At 35.1% G+C, this 18,512-nt stretch carries 18 protein-coding genes; 16 read left to right on the forward strand and 2 right to left on the reverse strand.

Annotated features, from left to right (window positions below; genetic code table 11):
• Positions 1 to 67: 67 nt before the first annotated feature.
• From EC501_RS09530 to ychF, 3 genes are all read left to right on the forward strand, one after another.
• On the forward strand, positions 68 to 982 hold the full coding sequence (locus EC501_RS09530; RefSeq protein WP_122972055.1) for a mechanosensitive ion channel family protein: 915 nt from the start codon (positions 68 to 70) through the stop codon (positions 980 to 982).
• Positions 982 to 1,182: a DUF951 domain-containing protein gene (locus EC501_RS09535; protein WP_122972056.1), complete on the forward strand. Its 201-nt coding sequence runs from the start codon at positions 982 to 984 to the stop codon at positions 1,180 to 1,182. The genes EC501_RS09530 and EC501_RS09535 overlap by 1 nt, the downstream gene beginning before the upstream one ends.
• Before the next feature lie 110 nt (positions 1,183 to 1,292).
• Complete coding sequence (gene ychF / locus EC501_RS09540; protein ID WP_122972057.1) at positions 1,293 to 2,393, forward strand: redox-regulated ATPase YchF; 1,101 nt, start codon at positions 1,293 to 1,295, stop codon at positions 2,391 to 2,393.
• A 36-nt stretch (positions 2,394 to 2,429) separates the two neighbouring features.
• Here the strand turns inward: ychF and EC501_RS09545 are convergent, their stop codons facing one another.
• Together EC501_RS09545 and EC501_RS09550 are read right to left on the reverse strand one after the other, a co-directional pair.
• Entirely contained in the window at positions 2,430 to 2,990 is a 561-nt protein-coding gene (locus tag EC501_RS09545) for a metalloprotease family protein (protein WP_122972058.1), read from the reverse strand.
• 13 nt (positions 2,991 to 3,003) lie between these two features.
• Positions 3,004 to 3,537, reverse strand: a complete 534-nt coding sequence (locus tag EC501_RS09550; protein ID WP_122972059.1) for a DUF3267 domain-containing protein — start codon at positions 3,535 to 3,537, stop codon at positions 3,004 to 3,006.
• A 174-nt stretch (positions 3,538 to 3,711) separates the two neighbouring features.
• Between EC501_RS09550 and rpsF the strand changes: the two genes are divergently transcribed.
• The 13 genes from rpsF to EC501_RS09615 all read left to right on the forward strand — a co-directional run bounded on the left by rpsF (position 3,712) and on the right by EC501_RS09615 (position 18,510).
• On the forward strand, positions 3,712 to 3,999 hold the full coding sequence (gene rpsF, locus EC501_RS09555; protein ID WP_122972060.1) for a 30S ribosomal protein S6: 288 nt from the start codon (positions 3,712 to 3,714) through the stop codon (positions 3,997 to 3,999).
• Between the two features lie 47 nt (positions 4,000 to 4,046).
• Complete coding sequence (ssb, locus tag EC501_RS09560; RefSeq protein ID WP_122972061.1) at positions 4,047 to 4,613, forward strand: single-stranded DNA-binding protein; 567 nt, start codon at positions 4,047 to 4,049, stop codon at positions 4,611 to 4,613.
• Between the two features lie 35 nt (positions 4,614 to 4,648).
• Complete coding sequence (rpsR, locus tag EC501_RS09565; RefSeq protein WP_122972062.1) at positions 4,649 to 4,885, forward strand: 30S ribosomal protein S18; 237 nt, start codon at positions 4,649 to 4,651, stop codon at positions 4,883 to 4,885.
• Between the two features lie 264 nt (positions 4,886 to 5,149).
• Positions 5,150 to 6,094 carry a YybS family protein gene (locus EC501_RS09570; protein WP_122972063.1) on the forward strand — a complete coding sequence of 315 codons (945 nt, stop codon included), beginning with the start codon at positions 5,150 to 5,152 and terminating at the stop codon, positions 6,092 to 6,094.
• A gap of 12 nt (positions 6,095 to 6,106) precedes the next feature.
• Positions 6,107 to 8,080 carry a DHH family phosphoesterase gene (locus EC501_RS09575; protein ID WP_122972064.1) on the forward strand — a complete coding sequence of 658 codons (1,974 nt, stop codon included), beginning with the start codon at positions 6,107 to 6,109 and terminating at the stop codon, positions 8,078 to 8,080.
• A complete protein-coding gene (gene rplI, locus EC501_RS09580; RefSeq protein ID WP_122972065.1) occupies positions 8,077 to 8,523 on the forward strand; it encodes a 50S ribosomal protein L9 in 447 nt (148 codons plus the stop codon). The genes EC501_RS09575 and rplI overlap by 4 nt, the downstream gene beginning before the upstream one ends.
• Before the next feature lie 12 nt (positions 8,524 to 8,535).
• Complete coding sequence (gene dnaB, locus EC501_RS09585; RefSeq protein ID WP_122972066.1) at positions 8,536 to 9,894, forward strand: replicative DNA helicase; 1,359 nt, start codon at positions 8,536 to 8,538, stop codon at positions 9,892 to 9,894.
• 214 nt (positions 9,895 to 10,108) lie between these two features.
• Positions 10,109 to 11,395 carry an adenylosuccinate synthase gene (locus EC501_RS09590; RefSeq protein WP_122972067.1) on the forward strand — a complete coding sequence of 429 codons (1,287 nt, stop codon included), beginning with the start codon at positions 10,109 to 10,111 and terminating at the stop codon, positions 11,393 to 11,395.
• 467 nt (positions 11,396 to 11,862) lie between these two features.
• A complete protein-coding gene (locus tag EC501_RS09595; RefSeq protein ID WP_122972068.1) occupies positions 11,863 to 13,332 on the forward strand; it encodes a M23 family metallopeptidase in 1,470 nt (489 codons plus the stop codon).
• A 439-nt stretch (positions 13,333 to 13,771) separates the two neighbouring features.
• The gene (yycF, locus tag EC501_RS09600) at positions 13,772 to 14,482 is read left to right on the forward strand and encodes a response regulator YycF (protein WP_122972069.1); all 711 of its coding nucleotides are present in this window, start codon (positions 13,772 to 13,774) and stop codon (positions 14,480 to 14,482) included.
• A gap of 5 nt (positions 14,483 to 14,487) precedes the next feature.
• Positions 14,488 to 16,323, forward strand: coding sequence for a cell wall metabolism sensor histidine kinase WalK (gene walK, locus EC501_RS09605; RefSeq protein WP_122972070.1), 1,836 nt, complete (start codon positions 14,488 to 14,490; stop codon positions 16,321 to 16,323).
• Complete coding sequence (locus EC501_RS09610; protein WP_158599698.1) at positions 16,320 to 17,633, forward strand: YycH family regulatory protein; 1,314 nt, start codon at positions 16,320 to 16,322, stop codon at positions 17,631 to 17,633. Before walK ends, EC501_RS09610 begins: the two co-directional genes overlap by 4 nt.
• The gene (locus EC501_RS09615) at positions 17,620 to 18,510 is read left to right on the forward strand and encodes a two-component system regulatory protein YycI (RefSeq protein WP_122972072.1); all 891 of its coding nucleotides are present in this window, start codon (positions 17,620 to 17,622) and stop codon (positions 18,508 to 18,510) included. The genes EC501_RS09610 and EC501_RS09615 overlap by 14 nt, the downstream gene beginning before the upstream one ends.
• Positions 18,511 to 18,512 lie beyond the last annotated feature (2 nt).

Raw genomic sequence — 18,512 nt, forward strand, 5'->3', positions numbered from 1 at the left:
TAGAAATTTTCCTATATTGTATTGAAGTATATTCAAATTTTTAGTTAGTTATACAAGGAGTGGAAAAATGGCTGCAGATGCAATTGAAAAAGAAGCAAAAGGGTTAGCTAAAATGGCGGAAAAAACTTGGGATTATTTTACGAGTGATGAATTGTGGGAGTTTATTATTCATGCCTCTATAAAAATTGTCATGATTCTTGTAATATCTTATATAGTCATTTTTATAGGAAAAAAAATTATAACGCGTATTTTTACTTTAAAACTGAAAACACCGATTAACCAGACTGAAAGACGTCAACAAACGATTATAAAATTATTGCATAGTACATTGTCTTATTTAGTGTATTTCTCGGCAATGATAGCAATTTTATCAGCAGTTAACATTAATATTGGGGGGTTACTGGCTGGGGCAGGGATTGCAGGCTTAGCCATTGGTTTTGGCGCTCAAAGTTTAGTAAAGGATATTATTACAGGGTTCTTCATTATTCTTGAAGATCAGTTTGGTGTAGGAGATTATATCCGATTAAACAATTCAGAAGGTACAGTAACCGAGATAGGGTTAAGAACAACGAAAATTTTAGGTATTACGGGTGAGCTATTTATCATCCCTAACGGTCAAATTTTAGATGTTGTTAACTACTCTGTAAATAATTCGAAAGCGATTATTGATATGCAAGTTGCTATAGATGCAGATATAGAGAAAGTAGAAAAATTATTAACAGCTTATTTAGAAACGTTGCCTTCAAAATTTGAAGAATTAGTGGATGTTCCATCATTTTTAGGTGTTCAAAATGTGGTAGGTACGGAAGTGACGATTCGTATTATTGCAGAAACTAAGCCTTTACAACACTATACAATTGCCCGTGTCATTCGCCGGGATGTAAAAGAAATTTTAGAGAAAAATGGAATTCCAATGGCATATCCGAAAATGATGCTTTATGATCGTTGGTATAAAGAGTCGTCAGAAGGAGATGAGGAATAATGGAGACAAAAGAATTTGGACTGCATGATATTGTAGAAATGAAGAAGCAACATCCATGCGGAACAAATGCATGGAAAGTCATTCGTATGGGGGCAGATATACGAATCAAATGCCAAGGTTGTGGCCATAGTGTAATGATTCCTCGCCGTGACTTTAGCAAGAAAATGAAAAAAATATTAGAGAAAGCAAGTGAAGAGTAATTTTTAGCGAAATAGACTTTTTCACTACTTATCCATATAATAAACTTTGGTTTCAAAAACGAAGAACAGTAAATTGAAATAATTGATATAAGAAAGGTCGTGTCAACCGAATGTCTTTAACAGCTGGTATCGTAGGTTTACCGAACGTAGGGAAATCTACATTATTTAACGCAATTACAAAAGCGGGTGCTTTAGCAGCAAACTATCCATTCGCAACTATCGATCCAAACGTAGGAGTAGTAGAAGTGCCTGATGCCCGTTTAGATAAATTAACGGAGCTAGTAGAACCGAAAAAAACCGTTCCGACTGCATTTGAATTTACGGACATTGCAGGAATTGTAAAAGGAGCATCCAAAGGAGAAGGGTTAGGAAATAAGTTTTTATCCCACATCCGTGAAGTAGATGCAATTTGCCAAGTTGTCCGTTGTTTTGAAGATGAAAATATTACACACGTTTCTGGATCAGTAAATCCGATTGATGACATTGAAGTCATTAATTTAGAATTAATTTTAGCTGATATGGAATCGGTAGAAAAACGTCTACAACGGGTTAGTAAAATGGCGAAGCAAAAAGATAAGGAAGCTTTAATTGAAGAACCCGTTTTAACTAAAATTAAAGAAGCGTTAGAAAAGGAAAAACCAGCACGTTCTGTTGATTTAACGGACGATGAATTAAAAATTATAAAAGGACTTCACCTTTTAACGATTAAACCAATGCTTTATGTAGCCAATGTATCAGAAGATGAAGTAGCAGATGCAGCAAATAACCAATACGTGCAACAAGTACGTGAGTTTGCAAACGCTGAAGGGGCGCAAGTTATTACCATTTGTGCTAAGATCGAAGAAGAAATTTCAGAGTTGGATGATGAAGAAAAGGCGATGTTCCTAGAAGAATTAGGAATTGAAGAGTCTGGTTTAGATCAATTAATTCGTGCTTCCTATGATTTATTAGGGTTAGCAACATACTTTACTGCAGGAGTGCAAGAAGTACGTGCATGGACTTTCCGTAAAGGAATGAAAGCTCCACAATGTGCAGGTATCATCCATTCAGACTTTGAGCGCGGATTTATTCGTGCGGAAACAGTAGCTTACGAGGATTTAGTGGCAGCTGGTTCAATGGCAGCGGCAAAAGAAGCTGGAAAAGTACGTTTAGAAGGTAAAGATTACGTCGTACAAGATGGCGATGTTATGCTATTCCGTTTTAACGTATAATCACATTAGAGTTTCAATAGAAAACAGGAGTCCAAATTAGGACTCCTGTTTTTCGTCTTCTAAATAAACATAAACACTAAATTGATCAGGTTCATCTTTTACTAATGCATCATCTGGGAAATGTCGTAATTTATAAATACCAACAAAATTAGCTAATCCTCCTGCTATAAAAGAAGCACTGGCAAGTAATAGTGGATAGCTCCCAATTGCAAATCCAATAGCCAATGGAATAATCCCAGTAAAAGAGAAGGAAGTTAGAAATATCGACTGGTACTGGGCATTTTTAATTTTTTCTGTTGTTTTTGAATAAACTAATCCTTTCTCAGGATGAATCGATAAAGATAATGACTCAGGTGCAACTTTACAACGATATCGATAGCCTAATAGATTTAGAATTTCATTGATGACAACTAAAAGTAGAGAAACGACAAGATAGATTACTACTCCAAGGATAAAACCTAGTATGCTCGGAGAAAAGTCTTTATGTATTACATAATTTAAAACTACAAATAAAATACTTAGAATAACCGTTAAAATGATTGTATGTTTCATAATTTTTTGTTCATTTAATGAAACGATTTTTATATTATTTGACATAGTTCACCTCTAATTAATCTTTATATACATAAAGTCTTGGAAGTTTTGGATCATCTTTTATTAAAGCATCCTTTGGGAAGTTACGTAATTCCTTATACATATAAAAATCACCTACTGCCCCAGCTATGAGTATAGCTCCTAGTAGAACAAACATAGAAGAGTTAAAGTAAAAACCGATTAGTGTAGGAATGACACCTGTTGTCCAAAAAGGTAACAATAACGCTTTTTTCATTGCATTATTTTTCAAAGGAACAGACGTTGTAGCATAGGCGATGCCAAGTTTTAAATTAACACCATAATCTAGCTGTTTAAATGGTACTTTCCCAAAAATCATAAATCCTATCAAATGAAAAATTTCATGAAGGACAATAAGGGCAATGTAGTAAATTATAAAAAGAAAAAAGTCAAAAAAGGTAAAAGTAAATTCAAATTGTTGATGAATATAACTATTTCCAATGAAAAATACAACACACAAAAGGAACGTTAACCATAAATTCATTTTCGTTATCGCTTTCATATCAAGCTCGATTATTTTTGGTTCAGACATGTCACCTCTCCTCTCTAGCTACCATTATAAATGGTTCAAATCTTAATTTGGAAGTATTTATATTTGTTGCATGAACACTTGAAGTGTGGTACAATTCTCAGATGTGAGTATATAATACTTACTCCTTGCTCTCTTCATAAAGGAGAGCCCAAGTCCATAAGGAGGTGCAAAATAATGAAAAAGTATGAAATAATGTACATCGTTCGTCCGAACATTGAAGACGAAGCGAAAAAAGCATTAGTAGAACGCTTCAACGAAGTTTTAACTTCAAATGGCGCTGAAATCATCGAGTCTAAAGAGTGGGGCAAACGCCGCTTAGCTTATGAAATCAACGACTTCCGTGAAGGTTACTACCAAATCGTAAAAGCGAACGCTGGTTCAGAAGCTATTAACGAGTTCACTCGTTTAGCGAACATTAGCGAAGACATTATTCGTCACATGGCTGTTCGTGAAGAAGAATAATTTTAACATTTAACTTTAACTAAAATGCTGAAAAGGAGGTTGAAATTGTGATAAACCGTGTCGTATTAGTTGGAAGACTAACGAAAGATCCAGAGCTTCGCTACACACCGAGTGGCGTTCCAATGACTCGTTTTACAATCGCTGTAAATAGAACATTTTCGAACCAACAAGGTGAACGTGAAGCAGACTTTATCGGATGTATTGCTTGGCGAAAACAGGCCGAAAACTTAGCAAACTTCATGAAAAAAGGAAGTTTGATTGGTGTTGAAGGTCGTATTCAAACAGGTAGCTTCGAAGGTCAAGATGGAAAACGTGTTTACACAACAGATGTTGTAGCGGATTCGGTACAATTTTTAGAACCGCGAAACACTGGTGGTGGAGCTGGTATGCCAAATCAACAGTACGGAGGGCGACCACAATATGGAGGGAACCAACCTGCATATAGTACAAGCCAACCAAACCAACAATTTGGAAGCGCGGAGCAAGATCCATTTGCTTCATACCCACAAGCTCAACCTTCTGGGAATCAGCAAAACTATACACGTGTAGATGAGGACCCATTTGCGTCGAGCAAAGGTCCAATTGAAGTTTCTGAAGACGATTTACCGTTCTAATAGAGACAAAAAACTAAAAAAGGAGGAACATCGAAATGGCACAACGTCGCGGAGGCCGCAAACGCCGTAAAGTTTGTTACTTCACTTCTAACAATATTACGCACATCGACTACAAAGATGTAGATCTACTTAAAAAGTTCATTTCTGAACGTGGTAAAATTCTTCCACGTCGCGTAACTGGTACAAGTGCAAAATACCAACGTAAATTAACATCAGCTATTAAACGTGCTCGTATTATGGCACTACTTCCATTCGTAGCTGAAGATAAATAAGATTAAATTTAATTCTTACAAAGGTAAGAATGGATGATAATCAAAAAAGTCGACAAAATCGTAATTTGGTTTTGTCGACTTTTTTTGTAATGAATATATGTAATTTTTATTAATATGATGAATTTGGCAATTGTTAGACGCCTATTGAATAATTTAGTATATTAAGACTTTTAACGTCTTTCTGCATTTTTGTCCAATAGCTAAAAAGATGATACAATATACGAATGAACAGGATTATTTGATTTCATAAAAGGAAGGTTATAAATGCCGAATAATCAAACTAAAAGGCTCGCACATGGAGCAATGATGATCGCGCTATTTACAATATTAATTGCAATAGCCTTTTACGTACCCATGATTAGCCTCATTGCCAGTCTATTTGCACCACTTCCGATAGCTTGGTATAGTGCAAAATATAATCGAAGCTCTTCCATTTTAGTAGCGGTATTAGGATGTATTATTTCCTTCTTTTTTGGAGGATTAATTATTTTACCGTTCTCTTTCATCTTTGCAGCTATAGGTGTTGTAATGGGTGATGCGCTACGCTTAAAGAAAAGTAAAGTATTTTTATTGATGTCCACTGGGGTAACAATTTTAATTACTTTAGCTATAGAATATCTTATTTCATTAAAGTTGCTCGAAACAGACATTATTAAAGAGTCATTGAAACTTATGCGGGAAAGTTATTCTCAAGCAATGACGTTATCAGAAAGTTTAACTGGACAACAATCAGCAATGAATGCTGAACTGATGAATGTCTTGTTTGATACGATGGAAACAACCATCCCTGCTTCGATTACAATAGCTGTCTTTCTTTTAGCCTTTATTGTCATAACGACTAATTTACCGTTGTTAAAACGATTTGGGGTAAATGTACCGAAATTTAGTGCATTTAAAAATATGCGTTTGCCAAAGGCTGTATTATGGTATTACTTAATCGTACTAACGATTAATTTATTTATCTCCCCAGAAGCAGGTACAGCACTTTTTGTGATTTGTTTAAATTTTTCAGTAGTTTTATGGCTACTATTAACGTTACAAGGTATTTCATTTGTACACTTTTGCTTGGATGCATACGGTTCTCCGAGCTTTTTAAAAGTGCTGGTTACGATAATGGCAATTCCCTTTTATTCATTCTTTGTTTTAATAGGAATTGTTGATTTAGGTTTTGACATTCGGTCATTCTTCAAAGGTAAGATTCAGAAGTAGGGAGCTGGTAAAATGGATACTTATAGGAAGCGAATTATTCGACATCCTCTTATGTATCTAACGATGATTGGCTTATTAGGTTCTATTCTATTGCTCTTTTGGCATGTTTGGGCAGGGATAGCCTATGCACTAGTCTCAACCATCGGGTTAATATATGCGTGGCGATTTGAAAAAATTACCTTTGAGCATACAGAAAAGCATATAGAGTCTCTGTCGTTCCGAATGAAAAAAGTAGGTTCAGAAGCCTTACTTGAAATGCCAATAGGGATATTGCTTGTGAACGAAAAGTTTATCATTGAATGGGCGAACCCCTATATGTCTGAAATTGTAGATGATGGTACATTAATAGGAGAAGAAATGTTTGTTCTCTCCGATGATTTATATAATCTTACAAAATCAGATGAAAAACGGGAACAGACAGTAACGATTGATGATCGGAAATATAAAGTGGTTTATAAACAAGAAGAAAGACTGCTCTATTTCTTTGACGTCACAGAGCAATTAGAGATCCAATCTCAATATTATGCAGATCGCACAGTAATCGCGATTCTTTTTATAGATAATTATGATGAAATAACGCAAGGAATGGATGACCAATCACGTAGTTTAACGAATACGGTTGTCACATCGATTATTAATGATTGGGCTTTTGAACACGGTATATTTGCAAGACGTATATCATCGGACCGTTTTTTAGCTGTTTTAAATGAATCGATTTTAAGTGAATTAGAGAAGAAAAAGTTCTCTATTTTAGATGACATTCGCGAAAAGACAGCACAGAAAAACTTATCTCTTACGTTAAGTATCGGGGTTGGAGCTGGCTCCTCGTCCCTTATTAAACTTGGAGAATTAGCTCAATCCAGTTTAGATTTAGTGTTAGGTCGTGGTGGTGACCAAGTTGCTATTAAACATCCTAACGGAAAACTTAAATTTTACGGCGGAAAAACAAACCCCGTAGAGAAACGAACTAGAGTGCGGGCACGCGTAATATCCCATGCGTTACAAGACTTAATCATTGAAAGTGATCAAGTGTTCGTGATGGGACATAAAAATCCTGATATGGATGCAATCGGAGCGGCAATCGGTGTTCGAAAAATGGCTCAAAAAAATAAAGTAGATGGTTTTGTCGTACTTGATTTCGATGAGCTTAATGGGAGCGTTAGCCGTTTGATGGATGAAATCGAGGAAAACTCTGATTTATATAAGTATTTCATCACACCGGATGAAGCCCTTTCTACCATGACAGAGAAATCGTTAGTCATTGTTGTAGATACTCATAAACCGAGTCTCGTTATTGATGATCGTTTATTAAATAACTCGGAAAAAGTTGTTGTCATCGATCACCATAGACGAGGGGAAGAATTTATTCAAAATCCAACGTTAGTATATATGGAACCATATGCTTCCTCTACAGCTGAATTAGTAACCGAGTTATTAGAGTACCAACCTGAAGACGAAAAACTGACAAAACTTGAAGCTACTTCCCTTTTGTCAGGAATTATTGTTGATACAAAAAGTTTCACATTACGTACAGGAGCTCGTACCTTTGAAGCAGCATCTTATTTAAGAACATATGGTGCAGACACGATTCTTGTTCAACAATTATTGAAAGAAGATATCGATACGTATATTGAACGTTCAAAAATTATACAGACAGTAGAATTTATACATCCAGGTGTTGCAGTAGCATGCGGAGAAAGAAATAAACAATACGATTCGGTTTTAATTGCGCAAACGGCAGATATTTTATTAACAATGAAAGATGTATCGGCATCCTTTGTTATTGCCCATCGTTCAGATGGTTTAATTGGCATTAGCGCGCGCTCGCTAGGCGATATTAACGTTCAGCTAGTGATGGAAAACCTCGGCGGTGGCGGTCATTTAACAAATGCCGCTTGTCAAATTGATGCAGAAACGATCGATGAAGCAGTCATGCTATTAAGGAATGCAATTATAGAGACATTGGAAGGGAGTAATGAAGAATGAAAGTAGTATTTCTAAAAGACGTTAAAGGTAAAGGGAAAAAAGGGGAAGTAAAAAACGTTGCAGATGGATATGCACACAACTTCTTAATTAAAAATGGCTATGCTGTAGAAGCGACTAAACAAGCAATGAGCCAATTGGAAGGACAAAAGAAACTAGAAGAAAAAAATGCTGCAGCTGAATTAGAAGCGGCAAAAAATTTAAAAGAACAACTAGAAAAAATGGAAGTTGAAATTAAAGCAAAAGCTGGAGAAGGCGGAAGACTTTTTGGTTCCATTTCAACAAAACAAATTGCGGAAGCACTTCAAAAAACGCACGGTATTAAAATTGATAAACGTAAAATGGAGAGCGAAGGAATTCGTTCATTAGGTTATACAAATGTACCAGTTAAACTACATCACGAAGTAAAAGCAACATTAAAAGTGCACGTGGTTGAAGAGGCATAAGGAGAGATGTCTATGAACGATTCCGTTTTGGACCGCGTTCCACCGCATAACCATGAAGCTGAACAATCGGTTATCGGTGCGATATTTCTTGAACCACAAAGCTTAATTACCGCATCGGAAATTTTAATTCCGGATGATTTTTATCGTATTGCCCATAAAAAAATCTTCCAAACGATGTTGGATTTAAGTGATCAAGGAAAAGCGATAGATGTTGTTACAGTTACAGAAGAACTTTCAGTAAAAAAGGAACTGGAAGATGTAGGTGGGCTCTCTTACTTAACAGAGCTTGCTAACGCCGTTCCAACTGCTGCAAACATTGCCTACTATGCAAAAATTGTAGAAGAAAAGGCGCTCTTACGTCGATTAATTCGTGTTGCTACAAAAATCGTAGAAGATGGTTATACACGGGAAGATGAAGTAGAGGCCCTTTTAGCAGATGCTGAAAAGAAAGTTATGGAAGTAGCCAATCGTAAAAATGCAGGTGACTTTAAGCATGTAAAAGACGTGCTTGTTCAAACCTATGACAATATCGAACAGCTACAATTCCGTGACGGAGATGTAACGGGTATTCCTACCGGCTTTAATGATTTAGACCGTATGACAGCTGGATTCCAACGAAATGATTTAATTATCGTAGCTGCACGTCCATCCGTTGGTAAAACAGCCTTTGCATTAAATATTGCTCAAAATGTTGCCATCAAAGCCCGTGAGAACGTAGCTATCTTCTCACTGGAGATGGGTGCCGAACAGCTTGTGATGCGTTTGCTTTGTGCAGAAGGAAATATTGATGCACAAACTTTACGTACCGGTGCTCTTACTGCAGATGACTGGAGCAAATTAACGATGGCTATGGGTAGTTTATCGAACTCTGGTATTTATATTGATGATACACCTGGTTTACGTATTAATGAAATCCGTGCAAAATGTCGTCGACTTGCTCAAGAACATGGATTAGGAATGATCTTAATTGATTACTTACAATTAATCCAAGGGAGCGGCCGAAGTGGCGAAAACCGTCAACAAGAAGTTTCCGAAATATCTCGTTCATTAAAAGCTCTTGCTCGTGAATTAAAAGTTCCTGTAATTGCCCTATCTCAGTTATCACGTGGTGTTGAACAACGTCAAGATAAACGCCCAATGATGAGTGATATTCGTGAATCAGGAAGTATTGAGCAAGATGCCGATATCGTGGCATTCTTGTATCGTGATGATTATTATGATAAAGAATCCGAAAACAAAAATATGATTGAAATTATTATTGCAAAACAACGTAATGGTCCTACCGGTACTGTTACCCTTGCATTTAAAAAAGAGTTTAATAAATTTATTAACATTGACTGGTCCCAACATCCTATGCCTGTTAATGCTTAATCAAAAATCTATCAATCTATTTCAGAACACGAACAATTAGTAAATTTAATTTACTATTTGTTCGTGTTTTTTCTTATTCTCCATTGACTTCTACTAGTTGTCACTGTTACAATGGTTCTGTTTGATAAAATGAAATTTTTAATAGTGGGTAAAATATTTATAAACCACGTTAAGAGGAGAAAAGACGCACTCGCGTCTAGCGGAGGTGCTGGTTATGACATCAGTTGTAGTTGTAGGGACTCAATGGGGAGATGAAGGTAAAGGGAAAATTACTGACTTCCTATCTAAGAAAGCAGATATTATTGCTCGTTTTTCGGGTGGAGATAACGCAGGTCATACAATCAAAATTGGCGATGAAACTTATAAATTACATTTAATTCCATCAGGTATTTTTTATAAAGAAAAAACTTCAGTTATGGGTAACGGGATGGTTATTAACCCTAAATCTTTAGTAACTGAATTAAAAGGTTTAGAAGAGCGCGGAATTGATACATCAAACTTACGTATTTCAAATCGTGCTCAAGTGATTCTTCCATACCACATTTATCAAGATAAAGTGGATGAAGCGTCTCGTGGTGACAACAAAATCGGAACGACTTGTAAAGGGATTGGACCTTGTTATCAAGACAAAATTGCCCGCATTGGGATCCGTATCGCGGATTTACTAGATCGTGAAGTTTTTGAACAAAAACTAAGAGAAAACTTGGAATTAAAAAACCGTCTGTTCGAAAAATTTTACGAAGTGGAAGGTTTAAAATTCGAGGAAATTTTCGAAGAGTATTATGGCTACGGACAAGAAATCGCGAAATACGTAACAGATACTTCAAAAGTTTTAAACGACGTAATCGATGAAGGTGGCCGTATTTTATTTGAAGGTGCCCAAGGCGTTATGTTAGACGTTGACCATGGAACATATCCATTTGTTACGTCTTCCAATCCTGTTGCAGGGGGAGTAACGACTGGTACTGGTATTGGCCCTTCTCATATCTCTCGCGTTGTTGGTGTAAGTAAAGCGTACACTTCCCGTGTAGGTGACGGACCATTCCCAACTGAATTATTTGATGAAGTGGGACATCATATCCGTGAAGTTGGACGTGAATATGGTACAACTACTGGCCGACCTCGCCGTGTAGGTTGGTTCGACTCGGTTGTAGTACGCCATTCTCGTCGTGTAAGTGGTATTACGGATCTAGCATTAAACTCTATCGATGTATTAACAGGATTAGAAACGGTAAAAATTTGTACTGCTTATAAATATAACGGTGAAGTGATTACTGAGTATCCTGCAAGTTTACATGTCATTGAAGCTTGTGAACCGGTTTATGAAGAACTTCCAGGTTGGACAGAAGATATTACAGGTGTTCGTACGTTAGAGGAACTTCCAGAAAACGCTCGTAAATATGTAGAACGTATTGTGGAGTTAACAGGAATTAACTTAATGACGTTTTCAGTTGGACCTGCTCGTGAACAAACGAATGTCGTAAATCCTATTTGGGACTAAATAGAAAAATTAAAAAGAACTATGAATGGCTGTATGTCATTCATAGTTCTTTTTTTGTTACAAAATACCTTCACACAAAAGAGGATATTTGCCTATGTTTTTTATAAATGGACTAGTATTAAATGTCGAAATAAGTAGATTAACTTCGAAATTGTCTATCAATTACATTAGGGTAGGTTAAGGGAAAATGTCTCTTGTTTACAGAAAAAAGTGATAATAGATAGAAAAATCCATTATTTTTCGAGAAAAAATAACGAAAATGCAATTATTCTATTATGATTATTTTTTAAATTAGTTAAATTTTCTCATTTTATGACAATAATTGAGCAAATAATACATTTTCATTACAAAAGGCTCAAATTGTTCAAACGAAAAAAAGATTATGTTATCGTAAGGAAGTGCAAAATTTTAATGTGGAAAATTAACCCTCCTATTTTTTCGAGGGAGTCTTTGGAAGGGGCTTAATTATGAGTTCGAATAAGAACATCAAAAGAGACTTTACAAAGCAACACAGACTAAGTCTTAAATCTAGTAAAAATAAATTATTTAAAAAAGTTGTGGTAGCTACTGCGTTATTTTCAGCCGTTTCATTCAATATAGCTTTCGCTAATGATAATGATTCATTGAAAAAAATCTATCACGTTTATGTAGGAGATACATATATTGGTGCAGTTTCTAATGAAGAATCCGTACAAAAAGTGATCGAAACAAAGAAACAAGAAGCAAAAGAACTTTATAAAGATCCTGTTTTAGAAATAAGTTCTAATGTTACGCTAGTACCTGAACAAGTATTTTCATATGATACGGAAGATTCTACTACTCTATCAAAACTAAACGAAGAACAAATTGTTGAAGCAGAGAGTTATGCTCTTAAAGTAAATGGCCAACCAGTTGTTTATTTAAAAGACCAAGCAGATTATGAAGAAACTCTTCGCTTATTAAAACTTGAATATATTACAGAAGAGCAATTAAAACAATATGAAGCAAATGCTGCTCTTGATACATTACCCGCATTAAAACAAAATGAAACACGGGTAAAAGAAATTACGATAGCAGAAGATCTTTCTGGCGAAGCAACGGAAGTAAACCCAGCAGAAATTTTAACTCCTGAAAAAGCAGTTGAATATTTAAAAACTGGTTCAAAAGAAAAAGAAGTATATAAAGTTCAAGAAGGTGACGTACTCGGTACGATTGCTAACAAGCATAATTTAACAACGGCTCAATTACTAGAGTTAAACCCAGGTCTAACAGAGGATGTATTATTACAAATCGGACAGGGAATTAACGTAACTGTTGAAAAGCCGTTAGTAAATGTGCAAATTACCATTGAAAAATTAAATGTGGAAAAGATTCCGTTTAAAGAAGTCGTTGAAGAAGACAAATCCATGTTTAAAGGTGAAACAGAAGTAAAACAAGAAGGAAAAAATGGTGAGAAGGAAGTTTCTTATCAAATCAAACACCTTAATGGAAAAGTAACGGAGGAAACCGTTACGAAAGAAACCGTTTTATCTGAACCTGTTGATAGTATTACGATAAAAGGAACAAAGGTTGTTTCTTCTCGTGGTACAGGTGAATTTAAATGGCCAGCAGTAGGTGGGTATATTTCAAGTAAGATGGGATCTCGTTGGGGAAGTTACCATAGAGGAATCGATATTGCACGACCATCAAACTATAATATCCTTGCATCGGATAACGGTGTCGTAACATTTACTGGTTGGGATGGAACGTACGGTCAAAAAGTTGTCATTGACCATAATAATGGTTATGAAACAATATATGCACACTTATCTGAAATTAAAGTAAGTGAAGGACAAGTTGTTCCCCAAGGTTCTGTAATTGGAATTATGGGTTCAACAGGTAGATCAACAGGTACTCATTTACACTTTGAAGTACACAAAAATGGATCTCTAGTTAACCCACTTGATTATTTAAACTAACATTTATTTTTAGACAGTCCTCTTTATAAGGACTGTCTTTTTTTTAAAAACAGTAGGCAAATTTTGTCGAAAATTATTTCCCGGAAAATAAAGATGTTAAAAGTTAAAGAATATCTTCTTATCGCAATTATACTTCTAATACTCGTTATGACAGTTTATTTGGTATAATAACTTTATGCATTTGATACGAATGCATGATAGAGTAAATAATATAAAGTTGAATTTTTATTATTCGGGGAAAACTGTACAAGAAAACCGAAAACCTATACTAGTTGTGAAACCTTTCATAAGGCTAGTGGTTAATATGAAGTGGGCTTATAACGATTCCTTCATTTTAATTTTGTAATGACTAGTAGGAATTTTATGATGATAAATGCAATATAAATTTGAACTTAATTTACTAAAACGATAGATAGATATATGAAAAGGAGAGAATGAAATGACCAAGACAATTTTAGTTGTTGATGATGAAAAACCGATTGCGGATATTTTGCAATTTAATTTAGTTAAAGAAGGATACCAAGTAATTTGCGCCTACGATGGCGATGAGGCGTTAGAGAAAATAGAAGAATCTCAACCAGATTTAATGTTACTGGATATTATGCTTCCGAAAAGAGATGGAATGGAAGTTTGTCGAGAAGTACGTAAAAAATATGATTTCCCCATTATTATGTTAACAGCAAAAGGTTCTGAAATTGATAAAGTGTTAGGTCTGGAAATGGGTGCTGACGATTATGTAACAAAACCTTTTAGTACGCGTGAATTAATTGCCCGTGTTAAAGCAAATATGCGTCGTTTAAAAGTATCTTCTCAAGTAGAGGAATCAAAAGAAGAAACGAATGATATTACTGTCGGTGCTTTAATTATCCAACCAGATGCTTACCTTGTATTAAAACGAGGAGAAGCAATCGAATTAACCCATCGTGAATTTGAACTGTTACATTATTTAGCAAAACATATCGGTCAAGTTATGACACGGGAACATTTACTTCAAACTGTATGGGGATATGATTATTTTGGAGATGTTCGAACTGTTGACGTTACAATACGTCGCTTACGTGAAAAGATAGAGGATAACCCTAGTCATCCAAACTGGATCGTCACACGACGTGGTGTAGGTTATTATTTACGAAATCCTGAGCAGGAGTAAATACGATGCACAAAGTAAGCTTTTTTAAGTCGATTCACGTAAAAGTCGTTTTAATCTACGTATTACTTATTATTATTGCATTACAAATTATAGGAATTTATTTTTCAACAGAATTGGAAGATAATTTGAAAACGAATTTTCAAGAATCTATTAAACAAAGAATTGATTTAGTTCAATACAGCATCCGTGAAGAGTTGTTAAGGGAACGGGATGATACAACTTTAACAAAGGAACAAAGTCTCAATGCCATATTACAAGAGTTTAAAACGAATGATATTAACGAAATTATCATTATGGACAATCGTAATAAAGTACTTGCTACTTCGGATGCTGATAATCAATCGATTGTTGGGCAACGCTTTAATGCGGATACAGTAACAAAATCAATTTCTGCTGAGACATATTTAGATGAAATTGCCCTTGATGAAGAGACAAGAAAAAGGGTTTGGGTTTTAGCAACTCCTATATTAAATACAATTGGTCCCGATGGCGAAGTGATGGGTGCCATTTATATTGAATCAAATATTGAAAAAGTATTTGAACAAATGAGTGATATTAATCGAATTTTTGCTGTCGGTACAGCCATGTCCCTTGTAATTACTGTCATATTAGGTATTTTCTTCGCAAAAACGATTACGAAACCAATTTTAGATATGCGTAGACAAGCTTTAGCCATGTCTAGAGGAAATTACTCAAGAAAAGTTCGTGTCTATGGGGACGATGAAATTGGGCAACTTGCCATTGCCTTTAACCATTTAACGAATCGATTGCAAGAAGCCCAATCGACAACAGAAGCTGAGCGAAGAAAGTTAGCCTCCGTTTTAACGAATATGACGGATGGTGTTATTGCAACAGATCGAAAAGGAAAGGTTATTTTAATTAATGAACCAGCCTTAAAATTTTTAAATGTTACACGTGAAACAACTTTAAATCGTCCTATTGCTTCTGTACTTGGTCTCGACCAAGAATATAGCTTTGAAGATTTAATTCATATGAAGGAATCGATTAATTTAGATTATAGTACGGAAGAAAAACCATTTATTCTTAGAGCAAATTTCTCCGTTATACAAAAAGAAACGGGCTTTGTGAACGGATTAATTACAGTTATCCATGATAATACAGAGCAAGAGAAAATTGAAATGGAACGAAGAGAGTTTGTTGCGAACGTTTCCCACGAGTTGCGTACGCCATTAACGACAATGCGAAGCTATTTAGAGGCACTTGCTGACGGTGCATGGAGAGATGAAAATATTGCTCCTACTTTCTTAAACGTAACCCAAACTGAAACAGAACGAATGATTCGTTTAGTAAATGATCTGCTAAATCTATCCAAAATGGATAGCCGTGATTATAAACTAAATAAAGAATTTGTGGAATTTAATAAGTTCTTCAATCGAATTATTGATCGTTTTGAAATGTCAAAATCCCAAAATGTAAAGTTCCTTCGTTACATTCCTGAAACGTCCTATTTTGTTGAAATTGACACAGATAAATTAACTCAAGTAATTGATAATATTATTTCGAATGCATTGAAATATTCACCAGATGGTGGAAATATTCGATTCGGATTTACCGTCCAAGAAAATATGTTAAAAGTGATGATCTCGGATGATGGTATGGGGATTCCGAAAGAAAATGTAACGAAAATTTTCGAACGATTCTATCGAGTAGACCGGGCCCGATCCCGTGCAATGGGGGGAACTGGTTTAGGATTAGCTATTGCCAAGGAAATGATTGAAGCCCATGGGGGTAAAATTTGGGCAGAAAGTGAGGAAGGCGTAGGTACGACGATTTTCTTCACGTTGCCATTTGAATTAGATGAGGAGGGTGATTGGGAGTGAAACATATAGAACAAATTAAATCATTTGTCTTGTTCCTCCTAGTCATTTTAAGTCTCATATTAACCTTTTCCATTTGGACGTATACACCAGACTATCAACCCATTAAAGACTCACAAGTTGAGCCAATTACTGTAGGCCAACAAAAGGAGCTTCATGAAGTACTTAAACCTTATCGTATTTTAGCTCATGATAACGGGAAATTACTCGGTACTATCCAGTCTACTCAAATCGATCGGATCATGAATACGTTGACTGATTTAAGTGCATCGAATTTAATTTTCATGCAAAGTAATTTGTCTGAAGAGGAGATTAATTCGGCAATTCATACGGATAATCGTATGACCCTTTTCTTCTCTTATGAAGTGCCAATGGAAACATTTCTTTCCGTTTTAGAGTTTTCTCAAAATGATTTACCTGAAACTACTTTCAGTCATTTAATAATAGATTGGAGTGAATTTAGTCAAACGAATTCAATTCAATTTTTATTTATAAGTGAAGAAAACCGTACGCTTTATAGAACTGATGTGGCACTAAGTAAGAATAATTTCGAGAATACTTTTATGGAAGTAGTGAATTATACGGAGCCATATTCGGAAATAGAAAGAACGAATAATTTCTCTTTATACGTACCAACGGAAAAAGTAGAAATACCGAAATTTACTTATTCTATCAATCAAGTGTCTCCTGATAAATTTAAAAATATATTATTTAAAGACTCGAACATTGTTCAAAAAAATATAGAAAGTAACACATCAACTAAATATACGGACGGTATGGCTGCTATGACTTCTGATGCTAGCACAAGAACGATTAATTTCGTTTATCCGGCTTCAGAAAGTATTGGTGAAATGAAACCATCTGTTTTATTCCAAAATAGTTTTGATTTTGTTAATGACCATGGAGGTTTAACAGGGGACTACCGATATGTTTATAGCAATGTTCTAAAGCATGTAACAGAGTACCAGCTGTTCGCCCACGATCTTCCTGTATTTAGTCAAGTAACTTCCACTCGAATTGTAACTACTTGGGGAGATAATCAAATATTCCAGTATAAAAGACCTTCTTTTATACTGGATACGCCATTTGATATATCGAATCAACAATTACCTTCTGGAGTGGAAGTAGCAGAAGCACTTCCAAGTATAGAAGATATTAATGAAATTGTTTTAGGTTACTATTTATCACAGGAAGAGAAAAACTATAACTTTGTCTATACGCTTATACCTAGTTGGTTTACAATCAACAAAGATGGTAGTTGGACACGTTTAACGACGGAAACAATGGGAGGGGCTGAATATGGATTGGAGTAAATCAAAATCTATATTCATCGTCGTATTTCTTATTTTAGATGTCTTATTATATTCCCTTTACTTAAACCGACATGCGGAAAAACAACAAATGGAAGCATTAGGAGGATTAGTAGAGAACGATATTGAAGCCCGTCTAAAAGATGATAATATAACATATAGGGTATTGCCTAATAACATTGAAAGTGCTAGTTATATTTCGGGTAAAGTAAAAGATTTTGAAGAAGATAATGTTGATATTCAAAATGCTGAAAACATTTCGTTTGAAGATAAAAACAAGCTCGTAGTAACATTAAAAGAGCCAGTTAAAATTTCAAATTTAGAAAATGAAGTTGCTTTTAATGATTTTTTAAAATTGAATGTTTACGAAGGATCTTCCTATAGGTTATGGGATATAGATTATGAGAATAACAAGGCTACCTTCTATCAACAAGTTAATAATCGAACGATCTATAATGAGAGTGGATTAGTTACGGTTTATTGGAATGAAAATAATGAAGTCATCATGTATGAACAAACTTTATTAGAAACAATAGAAGCTTATGATGAAGAAAAGAAAATTTTAAAACCAATACAAGCAATCTATACCCTTTACGCTCAAGGTCTTATAAATGCTAATTCTACTATTACAGAAATGAGGTTAGGATATTCTACATTAGTTCCCCTTACTCAAAAGCAAGTATTTGTTCCGACATGGGAAGTTCGAGTGCAAACTTCCGATAATGAAGAAGAAAAATATTTTGTTAATGCCGTAGATGGCATCGAAGTAAAGCTCGACGCTTCAAAAGTAGGAGAAGTAGAAGATACGATTGACGAGGGTGTTACAAATGAATCAAAGCTAGGAAATGAAACAACAGATATAGAAAAAAGTAGGGAGTAATT

The sequence above is a fragment of the Lysinibacillus halotolerans genome (assembly GCF_003711845.1).
GTDB classification, from domain to species: Bacteria; Bacillota; Bacilli; order Bacillales_A; family Planococcaceae; genus Ureibacillus; species Ureibacillus halotolerans.

Bases quoted from the DNA above. Each gene is read 5' to 3' on its own strand.
- yycF (WP_122972069.1), top strand. From the start codon at position 13,772: ATGACCAAGACAATTTTAGTTGTTGATGATGAAAAACCGATTGCGGAT.
- walK (WP_122972070.1), top strand. From the start codon at position 14,488: ATGCACAAAGTAAGCTTTTTTAAGTCGATTCACGTAAAAGTCGTTTTA.
- EC501_RS09535 (WP_122972056.1), top strand. From the start codon at position 982: ATGGAGACAAAAGAATTTGGACTGCATGATATTGTAGAAATGAAGAAG.
- EC501_RS09550 (WP_122972059.1), bottom strand. From the start codon at position 3,537: ATGTCTGAACCAAAAATAATCGAGCTTGATATGAAAGCGATAACGAAA.
- EC501_RS09575 (WP_122972064.1), top strand. From the start codon at position 6,107: ATGGATACTTATAGGAAGCGAATTATTCGACATCCTCTTATGTATCTA.
- EC501_RS09615 (WP_122972072.1), top strand. From the start codon at position 17,620: ATGGATTGGAGTAAATCAAAATCTATATTCATCGTCGTATTTCTTATT.
- rplI (WP_122972065.1), top strand. From the start codon at position 8,077: ATGAAAGTAGTATTTCTAAAAGACGTTAAAGGTAAAGGGAAAAAAGGG.
- rpsR (WP_122972062.1), top strand. From the start codon at position 4,649: ATGGCACAACGTCGCGGAGGCCGCAAACGCCGTAAAGTTTGTTACTTC.
- dnaB (WP_122972066.1), top strand. From the start codon at position 8,536: ATGAACGATTCCGTTTTGGACCGCGTTCCACCGCATAACCATGAAGCT.
- EC501_RS09595 (WP_122972068.1), top strand. From the start codon at position 11,863: ATGAGTTCGAATAAGAACATCAAAAGAGACTTTACAAAGCAACACAGA.
- rpsF (WP_122972060.1), top strand. From the start codon at position 3,712: ATGAAAAAGTATGAAATAATGTACATCGTTCGTCCGAACATTGAAGAC.
- EC501_RS09530 (WP_122972055.1), top strand. From the start codon at position 68: ATGGCTGCAGATGCAATTGAAAAAGAAGCAAAAGGGTTAGCTAAAATG.
- ychF (WP_122972057.1), top strand. From the start codon at position 1,293: ATGTCTTTAACAGCTGGTATCGTAGGTTTACCGAACGTAGGGAAATCT.
- EC501_RS09590 (WP_122972067.1), top strand. From the start codon at position 10,109: ATGACATCAGTTGTAGTTGTAGGGACTCAATGGGGAGATGAAGGTAAA.
- EC501_RS09570 (WP_122972063.1), top strand. From the start codon at position 5,150: ATGCCGAATAATCAAACTAAAAGGCTCGCACATGGAGCAATGATGATC.
- EC501_RS09545 (WP_122972058.1), bottom strand. From the start codon at position 2,990: ATGTCAAATAATATAAAAATCGTTTCATTAAATGAACAAAAAATTATG.